General features: G+C 42.1%; 12 protein-coding genes. 2 read left to right on the forward strand and 10 right to left on the reverse strand.

What is annotated here, in order from left to right:
- Position 1 precedes the first annotated feature (1 nt).
- The gene (locus AACQ49_RS18085; protein WP_012368506.1) at positions 2–781 is read left to right on the forward strand and encodes a thiazole synthase; all 780 of its coding nucleotides are present in this window, start codon (positions 2–4) and stop codon (positions 779–781) included.
- Positions 781–1,899 (forward strand): 2-iminoacetate synthase ThiH, encoded by a 1,119-nt coding sequence (gene thiH, locus AACQ49_RS18090; protein ID WP_004249130.1) that lies wholly within the window; start codon positions 781–783, stop codon positions 1,897–1,899. Before AACQ49_RS18085 ends, thiH begins: the two co-directional genes overlap by 1 nt.
- A 158-nt stretch (positions 1,900–2,057) precedes the next feature.
- Here thiH and AACQ49_RS18095 read toward each other — a convergent pair whose 3' ends face one another.
- The 10 genes from AACQ49_RS18095 to tuf form a co-directional block, all read right to left on the reverse strand.
- Complete coding sequence (locus AACQ49_RS18095; RefSeq protein WP_049202980.1) at positions 2,058–3,026, reverse strand: Rpn family recombination-promoting nuclease/putative transposase; 969 nt, start codon at positions 3,024–3,026, stop codon at positions 2,058–2,060.
- Between the two features lie 193 nt (positions 3,027–3,219).
- Positions 3,220–7,449, reverse strand: coding sequence for a DNA-directed RNA polymerase subunit beta' (gene rpoC, locus AACQ49_RS18100; RefSeq protein ID WP_004246908.1), 4,230 nt, complete (start codon positions 7,447–7,449; stop codon positions 3,220–3,222).
- A 122-nt stretch (positions 7,450–7,571) separates the two neighbouring features.
- Complete coding sequence (gene rpoB, locus AACQ49_RS18105; RefSeq protein ID WP_004246906.1) at positions 7,572–11,600, reverse strand: DNA-directed RNA polymerase subunit beta; 4,029 nt, start codon at positions 11,598–11,600, stop codon at positions 7,572–7,574.
- A 352-nt stretch (positions 11,601–11,952) separates the two neighbouring features.
- The gene (gene rplL, locus AACQ49_RS18110) at positions 11,953–12,318 is read right to left on the reverse strand and encodes a 50S ribosomal protein L7/L12 (protein WP_004246905.1); all 366 of its coding nucleotides are present in this window, start codon (positions 12,316–12,318) and stop codon (positions 11,953–11,955) included.
- A 63-nt stretch (positions 12,319–12,381) separates the two neighbouring features.
- Positions 12,382–12,879: a 50S ribosomal protein L10 gene (gene rplJ / locus AACQ49_RS18115; RefSeq protein ID WP_004246904.1), complete on the reverse strand. Its 498-nt coding sequence runs from the start codon at positions 12,877–12,879 to the stop codon at positions 12,382–12,384.
- A 327-nt stretch (positions 12,880–13,206) separates the two neighbouring features.
- Positions 13,207–13,908, reverse strand: a complete 702-nt coding sequence (rplA, locus tag AACQ49_RS18120) for a 50S ribosomal protein L1 (RefSeq protein WP_004246903.1) — start codon at positions 13,906–13,908, stop codon at positions 13,207–13,209.
- Positions 13,909–13,912: 4 nt separating this feature from the next.
- Positions 13,913–14,341: a 50S ribosomal protein L11 gene (gene rplK / locus AACQ49_RS18125; protein WP_004246901.1), complete on the reverse strand. Its 429-nt coding sequence runs from the start codon at positions 14,339–14,341 to the stop codon at positions 13,913–13,915.
- A gap of 145 nt (positions 14,342–14,486) precedes the next feature.
- Positions 14,487–15,032 (reverse strand): transcription termination/antitermination protein NusG, encoded by a 546-nt coding sequence (gene nusG, locus AACQ49_RS18130; protein WP_004246900.1) that lies wholly within the window; start codon positions 15,030–15,032, stop codon positions 14,487–14,489.
- A 7-nt stretch (positions 15,033–15,039) separates the two neighbouring features.
- Positions 15,040–15,417, reverse strand: coding sequence for a preprotein translocase subunit SecE (gene secE, locus AACQ49_RS18135; RefSeq protein WP_004246899.1), 378 nt, complete (start codon positions 15,415–15,417; stop codon positions 15,040–15,042).
- A 272-nt stretch (positions 15,418–15,689) separates the two neighbouring features.
- Positions 15,690–16,873: elongation factor Tu (gene tuf, locus AACQ49_RS18140; protein WP_017627866.1), on the reverse strand; the 1,184-nt coding region annotated here is incomplete at its 5' end.

Raw genomic sequence — 16,873 nt, forward strand, 5'->3', positions numbered from 1 at the left:
TATGTTGAAAATTGCTGATACTACATTCACATCAAGGTTATTTACTGGTACAGGTAAATTTGCGACACCAACACTCATGGCTGAAGCCATTAAAGCCTCTGGTAGCCAATTAGTCACAATGGCAATGAAGCGTGTTGATTTAAAAAATGGCAATGATGATCTAATCGCCCCTCTTAAATCATTAGGGATAAAATTATTACCTAATACTTCTGGTGCAAAAACAGCACAAGAAGCCGTTTTTGCTGCACGATTAGCAAAAGAGGCCTTTGATACCCATTGGATCAAATTAGAAATTCATCCTGATACCAAATACCTACTTCCTGATCCAATAGAAACACTTAAGGCGGCTGAACTTCTCGTTAAAGAAGGTTTTGTGGTTTTACCTTATTGCAGTGCTGATCCGGTATTATGCCGTCGCTTAGAAGAGGTAGGATGCGCAGCTGTAATGCCGTTAGGTTCACCTATTGGTTCCAATCAGGGTTTACAAACTCGCGATTTTTTGCGGATTATTATTGAACAAACCTCAATACCCGTTGTTGTTGACGCTGGTATTGGCGCACCAAGCCATGCTCTTGAAGCTTTAGAATTGGGTGCGGATGCTGTACTCGTCAATACCGCCATAGCCGTAGCTAAAAATCCAGTTTTAATGGCTCAAGCTTTTAAAGCTGCAATTGATGCTGGAGAGCTTGCTCGACAATCTGGACTGGCTGTACCGACTTCAATAACACATATGCAAGCACAAGCCTCTAGCCCATTAACCCAATATTTAGAGGCTTTCTAATGAAAACATTTTCTGATTATTGGCAACAATTAGATTGGGATGACATCACGTTAAGACTGAATAGTAAAACTTGTGAAGATGTTGAAACTGCTTTATCTCATCATACTTTAACTCTTGATGATTTTATGGCGCTGATCTCCCCTGCTGGCCGACATTATTTAGAGCCAATGGCACAACGCGCCCAGCAACTAACTCGACAACGTTTTGGTAATGTTGTCGGTTTATATGTTCCACTGTACCTCTCTAATTTATGTGCTAATGATTGCACTTATTGTGGTTTTTCAATGAGTAATGCCATCAAGCGCAAAACATTAAATGAAGACGAAATCCTTGCTGAATGTCATAGCATTCGGCAATTAGGTTTTGATAGCCTGCTACTCGTTACAGGAGAGCATCAAAGAAAAGTTGGTATGGATTATTTCCGTCAATATATACCGCTTATTCGCCAGCAGTTCAGTTTATTAATGATGGAAGTACAACCTCTGGCGACCAATGAGTATGCTGAATTAAAAACGCTCGGTATTGATGGTGTAATGGTTTATCAAGAAACCTATCATGAACCCACTTATCAGTTGCATCATCTAAGAGGAAAAAAACAAGATTTTCATTGGCGGTTACAAACCCCTGATAGATTAGGGCAAGCCGGCATTGATAAAATTGGTTTAGGTGCACTAATTGGTTTATCTGACAGATGGCGTACCGATTGTTATATGGTGGCTGAGCATCTGCTATTTTTACAAAAACGTTACTGGAAAAGTCGTTACTCTATCTCCTTTCCTCGTCTACGCCCATGTGCTGGTGGGCTTAATCCTGCATCGGTAATGAGTGAAGCAGAATTAGTTCAGTTGATTTGTGCTTTTCGTATTTTAGCCCCCGATGTTGAGCTTTCCCTTTCAACACGTGAATCGCCTTACTTTCGCGATAATACAGTACCTTTAGCCATCAATAATATCAGCGCTGGCTCTAAAACTCAGCCCGGTGGTTATTCTGATAGCCATGAGGAGTTAGAGCAATTTTCACCTAATGATAATCGTCATGTCAGTGATGTAATTAATGCCCTAAAAACACGAGGATTACAGCCTGTATGGAAAGATTGGGATAACTATTTAGGTCGTTAATAGAGATAAAATAATACCGCGTTTTAATTTATTTTTTTAATAAATATAATCGCGGTTTTATTACATAACACATAGTAATAAATAATAAAAAATAATATCAATACGTTAGATATAACAATAAATTTTTCTTAAAAAGATTAAGTTAACTAACTATTTCATTAAGTTAAAAGCAATATTTTAAGTTCTTGTATACTTAAACCAGTTATTCGTTCAATAAATTCCAACTCAACATTTTCTTTTAATAAGTTTTTTGCTAATTGTATTTGTACTATCTTTTTACCTATTTCTATACCTTCATTTTTACCTATCTCTATACCTTCATTTTTACCTATCTCTATCCCCTCCATTTTTCCTAATTTAAATCCTTTATTTTCTAACCGCCATGCAATATTCATAATCGTCTCTCTATGATTATCTACTTGTTCAGCTATCTTATTTATGATGGATTCAAAATCCGCCGCGTCCATAATTGAGAATAAATATTGTACAACAGCGATAGTGTCTTCATCACTGCAGTTTTTCTGATTTATCGCTTTTGAGAGAAGCATCGCTAACTTATCAAGATCATCGCAACTGTTCACATGTTTCATTGCAATTTCCATTACAGCGGCTTTTCTATGTGTTAATAAAATTTCATCATCAATTGAATTCAAATCAATTAATGCAAAATTATTAAGATAGAGTTGATTTGCCAATGTAGAAAGCGGAAAACAATCTAACCAATTGACAGAAAAAGGATAAGGCTTGCGTTTGCCATGATAAAACAAGATAGGAACAACCAATGGCAAAGATGTGTAACCTTGCTGTAGATGCTGATTCATCGTGCAAAACGCATAGTGCATCATACGCCAAGCGATCATTTTATCTGGTCGAGATTGGTGCTCAATTAAGAAATAAATTGAGATATTCCCCGTTTTGGTTTTCACTGAGTAGAGAATATCTGACATACGAGAACGTAATTTAATATCGATAAAAGAGGAATTTTGTAGCTTTAAAGTTGAAAAATCACAATAGCTTTTTAATTCATCTGATAAATGGATAAAAAAGAAATCCTTAGCATTACTGATATTCATCATGAAGCGTTTGAATGCAGCATCATGAGAAGAAATTAAAAGAGGTTTATTCATCGCTGACTCCGTGCTAAATGTGGACCGCCAGCTTACAGAAAAAAATGACCTTTTACTTAGTAAAAGTTTATCATAAATATCTGAAAAATATAAACTTAATTATTTAACTTACCTATACAAGTATAAAAAAGAGCAAAAAAATACCCTCGATAACTATCGAGGGTATTTATATTTAAAACTAATGCAGTATCAATTAGTTATTTGATGAACCGCCGAAACCCGCATTCAGCAATTCTGCTAAGTTAGCAGAAGCTTCATCTGCACTGATTGTTGCTTCAGTTTCATCCGTTGGCAGTTGTTGTTGACGACGTTGGATACGATCCTGATGGTACGCAAAACCAGTACCTGCAGGGATCAGACGACCCACAATAACGTTTTCTTTTAAACCACGTAATTCGTCACGTTTACCTGCAACAGCAGCTTCAGTCAGTACGCGTGTTGTTTCTTGGAACGATGCCGCAGAGATGAAAGACTCAGTAGCCAGTGATGCTTTCGTAATACCTAATAGGTCACGAGAGTATGTTGCTGGTACTTTACCTTCTTCTTCTAAAATACGGTTCGAAACTTTAACACGAGCGTATTCAACTTGTTCACCTTCAAGGAATTCAGAGCTACCGGCATTTTCGATAGTCACTTTACGTAGCATCTGACGAACGATAACTTCAATGTGTTTATCGTTAATCTTAACCCCTTGTAAACGGTAAACTTCCTGTACTTCATTAGTGATATAGCGAGTAACCGCATGAACACCACGTAAGCGCAGAATGTCATGTGGTGATTCTGGACCATCGGAGATAACATCACCGCGTTCCACAACCTCACCTTCAAATACGTTAAGTTGACGCCATTTAGGGATCATCTCTTCGTATGCATCGCTACCATCTAATGGAGAAATAACTAAGCGACGTTTACCTTTCGTTTCTTTACCGAAAGAAACAATACCGCTGATTTCAGCAAGGATTGCAGGCTCTTTCGGACGACGAGCTTCAAACAAGTCAGCAACGCGTGGTAGACCACCGGTAATATCTTTAGTACCACCAGATTCTTGAGGAATACGTGCTAACGTATCACCCGCATTAATAGCAACGCCATCATCTAATTGAACGATAGCTTTACCTGGTAGGAAGTACTGTGCCGGCATATCTGTATTCGGGATTAATACATCATTACCTTGTGCATCGGTGATGCGCAATGCTGGACGTAAATCTTTACCGCTACCAGTACGCTCTGCAGTATCCAGAACAACCAGTGAAGAAAGACCGGTTAATTCATCCGTTTGACGAGTAATGGTTTGACCATCAACCATGTCAGCAAAACGGATAATACCAGAAACTTCACTCACCACAGGCATGGTATGTGGATCCCAGTTAGCAACTGTTTCGCCACCGTTTACAGCTTCGCCATCACCTTTCGATAATTGAGCACCATAAGGTACTTTATAGCTTTCTTTCGTACGACCGAATTCGTCAATCAGACGTAATTCTGTATTACGAGAAGTAATCACTAACTTACCAGCAGTGTTGGTGATAAATTTCGCATTGATCAATTTCAGTGTACCTTTATTACGTACCTGAATGCTTGATTCTGCTGCCGCACGGGATGCCGCACCACCGATGTGGAACGTACGCATCGTTAACTGTGTACCAGGCTCACCGATTGACTGTGCTGCGATAACACCGATAGCTTCACCTTTGTTGATGATATGACCACGAGCAAGGTCACGACCATAACATTTAGCACATACACCAAAGTCTGTGTCACAGGTTACAACTGAACGAACTTTAACGCTGTCTACTGAGTTTTCTTCTAACAGATCACACAGTTTTTCGTTTAACAGCGTATTACGTGGAACAAGGATATCTGCAGTACCTGGTTTCAGGATATCTTCTGCCGTTACCCGTCCTAATACACGCTCACGCAGTGGCTCTTTAACATCTCCACCTTCAATGACCGGAGTCATCATCACACCTTCGGTTGTACCACAGTCGCTTTCTGTTACGACAAGGTCTTGTGCAACGTCAACTAAACGACGAGTCAAGTAACCGGAGTTTGCTGTTTTCAGTGCGGTATCCGCCAAACCTTTACGAGCACCGTGGGTTGAGATGAAGTACTGGAGTACGTTCAGACCTTCACGGAAGTTCGCAGTGATTGGGGTTTCGATAATGGAGCCATCTGGCTTAGCCATCAGACCACGCATACCCGCTAACTGACGGATCTGAGCTGCAGAACCACGAGCACCGGAGTCAGCCATCATAAAGATGCTGTTGAAGGAAACTTGTTGTTCTTCTTCACCATCACGGTTGATCACAGTTTCTGTAGACAGATTTTCCATCATCGCTTTAGCGACGCGTTCATTCGCAGCAGCCCAAATATCGATGACTTTGTTGTAACGTTCACCCGCTGTTACCAGACCGGATTGGAACTGTTCCTGAATTTCTGCAACTTCTGCTTCTGCCTCGGCAATAATCTCTGCTTTTTTCGCAGGGATAACCATGTCATCGATACCTACTGAAGCACCAGAACGTGCTGCGTAAGCAAAACCGGTATACATGATTTGGTCAGCAAAAATAACTGTTGGCTTTAAGCCCATTACGCGGTAGCAGGTATTCAGCATTTTAGAAATAGCTTTTTTACCTAATGGTTGGTTAACCAGTGCGTAAGGTAGGCCTTTTGGTACAATCATCCATAAAATAGCACGACCAACTGTAGTGTCTTTTAAGCTAGTTTCAGTGGTGATATTACCTTCGCCATCTTTGATCTCTTCAGTGATACGTACTTTAACACGCGCGTGTAAAGAGGCTAAACCTGCGCGATAAACGCGTTCAGCTTCTTTTGGACCACTTAACACCATGCCTTCACCTTTGGCATTGATGCAATCACGAGTCATGTAGTAAAGACCTAATACCACGTCCTGTGAAGGAACGATAATTGGGTCACCACTTGCTGGAGACAGAATATTGTTAGTTGACATCATCAACGCGCGAGCTTCTAACTGCGCTTCTAATGTCAATGGAACGTGAACCGCCATTTGGTCACCATCGAAGTCGGCGTTATATGCCGCACAAACGAGTGGGTGTAACTGAATAGCTTTACCTTCAATCAGGATTGGTTCAAACGCCTGTATACCTAAACGGTGAAGTGTCGGTGCACGGTTTAGCATAACTGGGTGTTCACGGATAACTTCATCTAAGATATCCCAAACTACCGCTTCTTCACGCTCAACCATTTTTTTAGCGGCTTTAATTGTTGTCGCTAAACCACGGGTTTCCAGTTTTCCGTAAATAAATGGTTTGAATAATTCAAGTGCCATTTTTTTCGGCAGACCACACTGATGCAGACGCAGGTATGGACCAACGGTGATTACAGAACGACCAGAATAGTCAACACGTTTACCTAACAGGTTTTGACGGAAACGACCTTGTTTACCTTTGATCATATCAGCCAAAGATTTCAGAGGACGTTTGTTAGAGCCTGTAATTGCACGACCGCGACGACCGTTATCTAATAACGCATCAACAGACTCTTGTAACATACGTTTTTCGTTACGTACGATAATGTCTGGAGCTGCTAAATCTAGCAGGCGTTTTAAACGGTTATTACGGTTGATAACGCGACGATATAAATCGTTCAAGTCAGAAGTCGCAAAACGACCACCATCAAGTGGAACCAGTGGACGTAAGTCTGGTGGTAACACTGGCAGTACAGTTAAGATCATCCACTCAGGTTTATTGCCTGATTGCATGAATGCTTCAAGTAACTTGATACGTTTAGTCAGTTTCTTACGTTTAGTTTCAGAGTTAGTCTCATTTAACTCTTCACGTAGCGTTTCACACTCTTGTTCCAGATCCATGCTCTGTAACAAGTTCTGAACAGCTTCAGCACCCATCTTCGCATCAAATTCATCACCGAATTCTTCTAATGCATCGAGGTATTGCTCTTCTGTTAAGATTTGGCCACGTTCAAGGCTGGTCATACCGCCTTCAACAACAACATAAGATTCAAAATACAGTACACGTTCAATATCGCGCAGTGGCATATCCAACAGCAGACCGATACGGGACGGCAGTGATTTCAAGAACCAGATGTGCGCCACTGGAGAAGCTAATTCGATGTGACCCATACGTTCACGACGAACTTTAGTTTGTGTGACTTCAACGCCACACTTCTCACAGATAACACCACGGTGTTTTAAACGTTTGTATTTACCACACAAACATTCGTAATCTTTTACTGGTCCGAAAATACGGGCACAGAAAAGGCCGTCACGTTCTGGTTTGAACGTACGGTAGTTAATTGTTTCTGGCTTTTTAACTTCACCAAATGACCATGAACGGATCATATCAGGTGATGCCAGAGCAATTTTGATCGCATCAAACTCTTCGGTCTTGGTTTGCGCTTTCAGAAACTTTAATAAGTCTTTCACGAAATGGCTCCTGTCGGAGTTAGACCTGCCAGGCAAATGACCCCTGTCATTCACCCCTTTAAACCAGTGTAGTCACTGTTTAGCAGACTGCCATATTTAGCAGTCTGCTTTCATGGAATACGTTATTCGTCTTCCAATTCGATGTTGATACCCAGTGAACGGATCTCTTTCAACAATACGTTGAACGACTCAGGCATACCTGGTTCCATCTGATGGTTACCATCAACGATGTTTTTGTACATTTTGGTACGACCGTTAACGTCATCCGACTTAACAGTAAGCATTTCTTGTAGCGTGTAAGCCGCACCGTATGCTTCCAGTGCCCATACTTCCATCTCCCCGAAACGCTGTCCACCAAACTGTGCTTTACCACCAAGAGGTTGCTGAGTAACTAAGCTGTACGAACCGGTAGAACGGGCGTGCATCTTGTCATCAACTAAGTGGTTCAGTTTCAGCATGTACATGTAACCTACAGTTACTGGACGTTCGAATTGTTCACCTGTACGACCATCGAAAAGTGTAATCTGACCAGAAGTTGGAAGATCTGCTAATTTCAGCATCTCTTTAATTTCCATCTCTTCTGCACCATCGAACACAGGTGTTGCAGTTGGCATACCTTTTTTCAGGTTTTCAGCCAAACGTAACACTTCTTCATCACTGAAGGTGTCCAAATCAACTTTCTGACGAGGTGCCATACCCAGATCATAAGCTTTCTGGATAAATTCACGTAATTTAGCCACTTCTTGTTGCTGTTTCAGCATCGCATTGATTTTATCACCGATACCTTTAGCAGCCATACCCAAGTGAGTTTCAAGGATCTGACCAATGTTCATACGTGATGGTACACCCAGTGGGTTCAGTACGAGGTCAACAGGATTACCGTTTTCATCGTATGGCATGTCTTCAATTGGGTTAATCTTAGAGATAACACCCTTGTTACCATGACGACCCGCCATCTTATCACCAGGTTGGATCTGACGTTTAACAGCCAGATAAACCTTAACAATCTTCAATACACCCGGTGCTAAATCATCACCTTGAGTGATCTTACGACGCTTAGCTTCCAGTTTCTTCGCGAATTCAGCTTTCAGTTCATCATACTGTTCAGCTAATTGTTCTAACTGGTTTTGCTTCTCTTCATCAGCAAGACCCAGTTCTAACCAACGTTCACGAGGTAGTTTATCTAATTTGTCAGCTTCAATACCGCCGGCAATCAGAACGCCACGAATACGTGCAAAAAGACCCGCTTCAAAGATACGTAACTCTTCTGTTAAGTCTTTTTTAACTTCACGTAATTGCGATTCTTCGATTTCTAATGCACGTTTGTCTTTTTCTACGCCATCACGGGTGAAGACTTGTACATCAATAACTGTACCAGACACACCGTTAGGAACACGCAGAGAAGAATCTTTAACATCAGATGCTTTTTCACCGAAGATAGCACGTAGCAGTTTCTCTTCTGGAGTCAGTTGAGTTTCACCTTTCGGTGTTACTTTACCTACCAGAATATCACCGCCTTTCACTTCAGCACCGATATAAACGATACCTGATTCATCCAGTTTAGATAACGCAGCTTCACCAACATTAGGAATATCTGCAGTGATCTCTTCAGGCCCTAACTTAGTATCACGAGACACACAAGCAAGTTCTTGAATATGGATAGTTGTGAAACGGTCTTCTTGAACAACACGCTCAGATACAAGGATGGAGTCCTCGTAGTTATAACCATTCCATGGCATAAATGCCACGCGCATGTTTTGACCTAATGCAAGTTCACCAAGGTCTGTTGATGGACCATCGGCAAGTACATCACCACGTTCAACAGGTTCACCTAAAGAAACACAAGGTGTTTGGTTAATACATGTGTTTTGGTTAGAGCGGGTATATTTAGTTAAGCTGTAAATATCAATGCCTGCTTCACCAGCATAAGTCTCATCTTCGTTTACTTTGATAACGATACGAGAAGCATCAACATACTGAACAGTACCACCACGTTTTGCTACCGCAGTAACACCGGAGTCAACCGCTACAGCACGTTCCATACCTGTACCTACCAGTGGTTTATCACCACGAAGTGTAGGAACAGCCTGGCGTTGCATGTTCGCACCCATCAATGCACGGTTGGCGTCATCGTGTTCAAGGAATGGGATCAGTGAAGCACCGACAGAAACAACCTGTTGAGTTGAAACGTCCATGTACTGAACTTGATCACGACTAAATAAACTTGACTCACCTTTATGACGGCAAGTTACTAATTCTTCTACGAAGTGGCCATCATCATCTAATACGGAGTTAGCCTGAGCAATGATGAAGTTACCTTCTTCAATTGCAGACAGATAGTGGATTTCATCTGTTACAGCGTTGTTTTCTACAACACGGTAAGGCGTTTCTAAGAATCCGTACTCGTTAGTCTGTGCATAAACAGATAATGAGTTAATCAGACCGATATTTGGACCTTCAGGTGTTTCGATTGGACACACACGACCATAGTGAGTTGGGTGTACGTCTCGAACTTCGAAGCCTGCACGTTCACGAGTCAGACCACCAGGGCCTAATGCAGAAATACGACGTTTATGGGTAATTTCTGACAGCGGGTTGTTCTGATCCATAAACTGCGATAACTGGCTAGAGCCAAAGAACTCTTTAACTGCAGCAGAAATCGGTTTTGCGTTGATCATATCTTGTGGCATTAATGCATCAAGATCACCTAAAGATAGACGCTCTTTAACTGCACGTTCAACACGCACCAGACCAACACGGAATTGGTTTTCAGCCATTTCGCCAACAGAACGAATACGACGGTTACCTAAGTGGTCGATATCATCCACTTCACCTTTACCATTACGGATATCAATCAGTTTTTTCATCACTTCAATGATATCTTCTTGGCTTAAGATGCCAGAACCTTCAACTTCTTCGCGACCTAAAGAGCGGTTGAACTTCATGCGACCAACCGCAGAGAGATCATAACGATCTTCTGAGAAGAATAAGTTCTCAAATAAGTTTTCTGCCGCTTCGCGAGTTGGTGGTTCACCAGGACGCATCATGCGATAGATTTCAACTAATGCGCTTAAACGATCGTTGGTAGGATCGACGCGGATAGTTTCTGAAATATAAGCACCATGATCTAAATCGTTGGTAAACAGTGTTTCGATGGTTTTATGACCAGCTTGACTTAAGCGAGCTAACACATCTAAAGAGATTTCCATGTTAGCAGCACAAATCAATTCACCTGTCGCTTCATCAATATAGTCACGAGCCACTACTTTACCTGCGATGTATTCAACAGGTACTTCGATGCGCTCAATTTGTTCTTTTTCTAACTGACGAATATGACGAGCAGTAATACGGCGACCTTTTTCGACATAAACTTTGCCGTTTGCTTCAATATCAAATGAAGCTGTTTCACCACGCAGACGCTCAGGAACTAACGTCATCATCAGTTTATTATTACTGATTTCAAACGTTGTTTTCTCGAAGAACAGATTTAAGATGTCTTCGGTGCTGTAGTTCATTGCGCGTAAAATGATAGTCGCTGGTAATTTACGACGACGGTCAATACGGACAAAAAGATTATCTTTAGGGTCGAATTCGAAGTCTAACCATGAACCACGATAAGGAATAATACGTGCGTTATACAGTACTTTACCTGAAGAGTGCGTTTTACCTTTATCGCTATCAAAGAACACACCAGGGCTACGATGTAACTGGGAAACAATAACACGCTCAGTACCATTGATAACAAAAGTACCATTATCGGTCATTAATGGGATTTCACCCATATAGACTTCTTGTTCTTTGATGTCTTTAACGGTGCCTTCTGGGGCTTCACGTTCATAAATGACCAGACGCAGTTTCACACGTAATGGTGCAGAATAAGTTACACCACGGATCTGACATTCTTTAACATCAAAAACAGGCTCGCCAAGGCGGTAGCTGACATATTGCAGTTCAGCATTGCCGCTGTAGCTTTGGATTGGAAATACGGAACGGAAAGCCGCTTCCAGCCCATTTTGACCATCAGGATCTTGCTCGATAAACTTCTGGAACGAGTCAAGTTGGATAGAAAGGAGATAGGGAACATCCAGAACTTGTGGACGTTTACCAAAATCCTTACGAATACGTTTTTTCTCGGTATAGGAGTAAACCATAGGGTTCCTCAGCTCGCTGAAAAGTGACCCACTCTGCCTGCCCTTGTTATTAAGGGTGACACGACATTCATCTAACACTGTTTTTTTGTAGGTAGGAAAATAAAATTTTCCATAATACTTATTGCTATTACTCTTAAATCATTTCATTGCATTGCGCACACTACCGAGCTTTTGGAAAAACGTGGATCGTAGTGGCTAACACAGTATATTAAGTCGTCAATAGCAAAAAATATTGAGGTAAAGAGGAAGCCAAAAAAGTGTGAAAAAGCTACTCTTACCTTACAGCGCAAAAAGGCTGGTGACCAAAAAATCACCAGCCATCAGCCGTTAGGCTGCTCTCTGGGAAGTTAAATTACTTAACTTCAACCTCAGCACCTGCTTCTTCCAGAGCTTTCTTCAGAGCTTCAGCATCATCTTTGCTTACGCCTTCTTTCAGAGCTGCTGGAGCAGATTCTACTAAGTCTTTAGCTTCTTTCAGACCAAGACCGGTAGCGCCACGTACTGCTTTGATTACTGCTACTTTGTTACCGCCGATACCTTTCAGGATAACGTCGAATTCAGTTTTTTCTTCAGCAGCTTCTGCTGGACCCGCAGCAACAGCAACAGCTGCAGCAGCAGATACACCGAATTTTTCTTCCATCATAGTGATCAGTTCAACAACGTCCATTACAGACATTTCAGCAACTGCATTTAAGATATCGTCTTTAGAGATAGACATAACAATTGTTCCTAAAATTCAGAAAAAGTTTATACGTAGTAAAGCAACGAAGGAAATTGGCTATTAAGCAGCTTCTTTCTGATCGCGCAGTGCAGCCAGAGTACGAACCAGTTTGCCGGCAGCGGCTTCTTTCATGGTTGACATCAGGCGTGCGATTGCTTCTTCGTAAGTTGGTAGTGTAGCCAGGCGATCAATGTTTGAACCTGGGATAAACTCACCTTCAAAGGCAGCCGCTTTAATCTCGAATGCTGGGTTCGCTTTCGCGAAATCTTTGAACAGACGAGCTGCAGCGCCCGGGTGTTCAGAAGAGAAAGCAATCAAGGTAGGACCAACAAATGCGTCTTTCAGCACTTCATAAGAAGTACCTTCAACAGCGCGACGTAGCAATGTGTTACGTACTACTCGTACAGTAACACCAGCTTCACGACATGCTTTACGCAGTTCAGTCATTTTATCTACAGTTACACCACGGGAATCCGCAACAACTGCAGACAGCGCGCCTTTGGCAACTTCGCTGACTTCAGCAACAATCGCTTGTTTGTCTTGAAGATTTAGTGCCATTAGCTTCTTGCTCCTGGATTAACCGAGTAAAAACTCGGGACTCACATCACTTATTGCCACAATGGAAATAAGCGCTAAAACACGGTGAGCAGAATCCAGAATATAAAATTCTTTTTGGCTCTCTCACCGTCTACGCAGGAAAATTAAGTAATTACTTACACCTGCGGTCTTGGACGGGGTCTGGATAGGCCAGACTCCAACCGAATTTGGGAATTTAGTTATGTTGACTCACATTCAAAATACAACATAGCTAAACTCAAGGCGTCAAATTCTATACAAATTTGACGCCAAGGTAAAGTCTTTTATGACTTTTAGTCTAATCGAGGATTAAACTGTCGCGCTTAAGCTTGCTTGATCAATAGCAACACCTGCACCCATAGTGGTAGACAGGCTTACTTTCTTGATATAAACGCCTTTAGCTGAAGATGGTTTTGCTTTTTTCAGCGCAACCAGCAGAGCTTCTAAGTTTTCTTTCAACTGAGCTTCGTTGAAATCAACTTTACCGATAGTGGTATGGATAATACCATTTTTGTCGTTACGGTAACGAACCTGACCAGCTTTAGCATTTTTAACAGCTTCAGCAACGTTAGGTGTTACAGTACCCACTTTCGGGTTTGGCATTAAGCCACGTGGACCAAGGATTTGGCCTAATTGACCAACAACGCGCATTGCATCTGGAGATGCAATTACAACGTCAAAGTCCATTTCGCCAGCTTTAACTTTAGCAGCTAAGTCATCCATACCGACTAATTCTGCACCAGCTTCTTTAGCAGCTTCTGCATTTGCACCTTGTGCGAATACAGCAACGCGAACTGAACGACCAGTACCGTGTGGCAGAACAGTAGCACCACGAACGTTTTGGTCTGATTTACGAGCATCGATGCCGAGGTTAACAGCAACATCAACACTTTCAACAAATTTAGCTGTAGCTAACTCTTTCAATAAAGCAACTGCTTCATTGATTTCGTACTGTTTCACTACATCTACTTTTTCACGGATATTGCGCATGCGCTTGGTTAGTTTAGCCATCAGATTAGTCCTCCACTACCAGGCCCATGGAACGAGCAGTACCTTCAATTGAACGCATCATAGCTTCAACATCAGCACCAGTCAGATCCGCAGCTTTAGTTTCTGCAATTTCACGAACTTGAGCAGTAGTTACTTTACCTACTTTCTCTTTGTTCGGTTTGCCAGAACCTGATTTCACGCCCGCCGCTTTCTTCAGCAGAATCGCTGCTGGAGGAGTTTTAGTAACGAAAGTGAAAGAACGGTCTGCGTAAACTGTAATAACAACAGGGATTGGTAAACCTTTTTCTACGCTTTCAGTTTTAGCGTTGAATGCTTTACAGAATTCCATGATGTTAACACCTTGTTGACCCAGAGCTGGACCAACTGGTGGACTTGGATTAGCCATACCTGCTGCAACTTGCAGTTTGATATAGGCTTGGACTTTCTTAGCCATTAATTAATTCCTCAATGTGGGTATATCGCCCGGCTAGGGCTCCCCGATTTACTTTGCTTTGTCTCATGACAAAACAACTCAAAACGAAAGGTGGAAAATTGTAGTGAACTTTTCCACCTTTTGCAAGAAAGGCGAGCAAAAAGGTTTAACCTTTTTCAACCTGACTAAAGTCTAATTCCACTGGGGTCGCACGACCAAAGATAGAAACAGACACTTTCAGGCGACTTTTCTCGTAATCAACTTCTTCAACAACACCGTTAAAGTCAGCAAATGGACCATCACTAACACGAACCATTTCACCTGGTTCAAACAGTGTTTTAGGACGTGGTTTGTCACCAACTTGTTGTAGACGATTCATGATCGCATCAACTTCTTTATCACTAATTGGTGCAGGTCTGTCTGAAGTACCGCCAATAAAACCCATGACTCTTGGCACATTACGCACAAGGTGCCAAGTTGCATCATTCATGACCATTTGGACAAGAACATAGCCTGGGAAAAATTTACGCTCACTTTTACGGCGCTGTCCGCTACGGATCTCAACAACTTCTTCTGTTGGAACCATAACTTCGCCAAATGAGTCTTCCATTTCGTTTAATTTGATATGTTCACGCAGAGACTGTGCTACACGGCCTTCGAAGCCTGAAAAGGCTTGAATAACATACCAGCGTTTTTTAGGAGAATCAGTCATGAACACCTCACAGGCCAGTAATAAATGAAACTAAACGAACCAGAATGCCATCCAGTCCCCAAAGAACCAATGACACAATAGCCGTCACCGCAGCAACGATTAATGTTGTCTGCAATGTTTCTTGACGCGTTGGCCATACTACCTTACGCATTTCAATTCGAGCTTCGCGAGCAAATGCTAGTGTTGCTTTACCTTGTGTTGTCCACAACGCAACTCCGCCCGCAGCCGCGAACAGAATAACAACCGCTAAAGCCCGCAACGCAAGGTTAAATTCACGATAAAGATAGTTGCCACCCACTGCTACTACCAGCAATAAGACGGTAATGATCCACTTAGCGATATCACCACCGCGTTTGCTATCTTGAGCTCCGCTATTCGCACTCATAAATTAACCTGTCCATATGATGTAAATAAATAGCCAGCTTGCCTCGCAAGAGCAAAACAAATCAGACTAACCATAAATAAACTATGATTGCATCTGACACAGCGTCATATCTCTATGACATTCGTATCTGCAAGATACTGGACTCAATTCGTTGTATCAGAGCCTATCTCACCAATAATTTCCAGAAAACTAGTGATGAGATAGGTTCTTTTTCAAACAACGCATAAAAAGGGCATCAATTGATGCCCTTCTTTAGGAAAATTACCGAGTAATTAACCTAATACTTTAGCAACAACACCCGCACCTACTGTACGGCCACCTTCACGGATTGCGAAGCGTAAACCTTCGTCCATTGCGATTGGGTGGATCAGTTCAACGATCATGTTCACGTTGTCGCCTGGCATTACCATTTCTACGCCTTCTGGTAATTCGATAGTACCAGTTACGTCAGTTGTACGGAAGTAGAACTGTGGACGGTAGCCTTTGAAGAATGGAGTGTGACGACCACCTTCATCTTTGCTCAGAATATAAACTTCTGATTCAAATTTGTTGTGTGGGTTGATTGAACCTGGTTTCGCCAGTACTTGTCCACGTTCGATTTCTTCACGTTTTGTACCACGCAGCAGAACACCTACGTTCTCACCTGCACGACCTTCGTCAAGTAATTTACGGAACATTTCAACGCCAGTACAAGTTGTTTTTGCGGTTTCTTTGATACCAACAATCTCAACTTCATCACCTACTTTGATGATACCACGCTCTACACGACCAGTAACTACTGTACCACGACCTGAGATTGAGAATACATCTTCGATTGGTAACAGGAATGGTTTGTCAATTGCACGCTCTGGCTCTGGGATATAAGAATCCAGTGCTTCTGCTAATTCAACAATTTTTGCTTCCCACTCTGCTTCGCCTTCCAGTGCTTTCAGCGCTGAACCACGGATTACTGGAGTGTCATCACCTGGGAAATCGTATTGAGACAGAAGTTCACGAACTTCCATTTCAACTAATTCTAACAGCTCTTCATCATCTACCATGTCACATTTGTTCAGGAATACGATGATGTAAGGAACACCAACCTGACGACCTAACAGGATGTGCTCACGAGTTTGTGGCATTGGACCATCAGTTGCTGCTACTACCAGAATAGCTCCGTCCATTTGCGCAGCACCAGTGATCATGTTTTTAACATAGTCGGCGTGACCTGGGCAGTCTACGTGTGCGTAGTGGCGAGTTGGAGTATCGTATTCTACGTGTGAAGTAGAGATGGTGATACCACGCGCTTTTTCTTCTGGCGCATTATCGATTTGGTCGAATGCACGAGCAGCACCACCGTAAGTTTTAGCTAAAACTGTAGTGATTGCAGCAGTCAGAGTTGTTTTACCGTGGTCAACGTGGCCGATAGTACCAACGTTAACGTGCGGTTTTGAACGTTCAAATTTTTCTTTAGACA

The sequence above is a fragment of the Proteus sp. G2675 genome (assembly GCF_963886535.1).
Classification (GTDB): Bacteria; Pseudomonadota; Gammaproteobacteria; order Enterobacterales; family Enterobacteriaceae; genus Proteus; species Proteus mirabilis.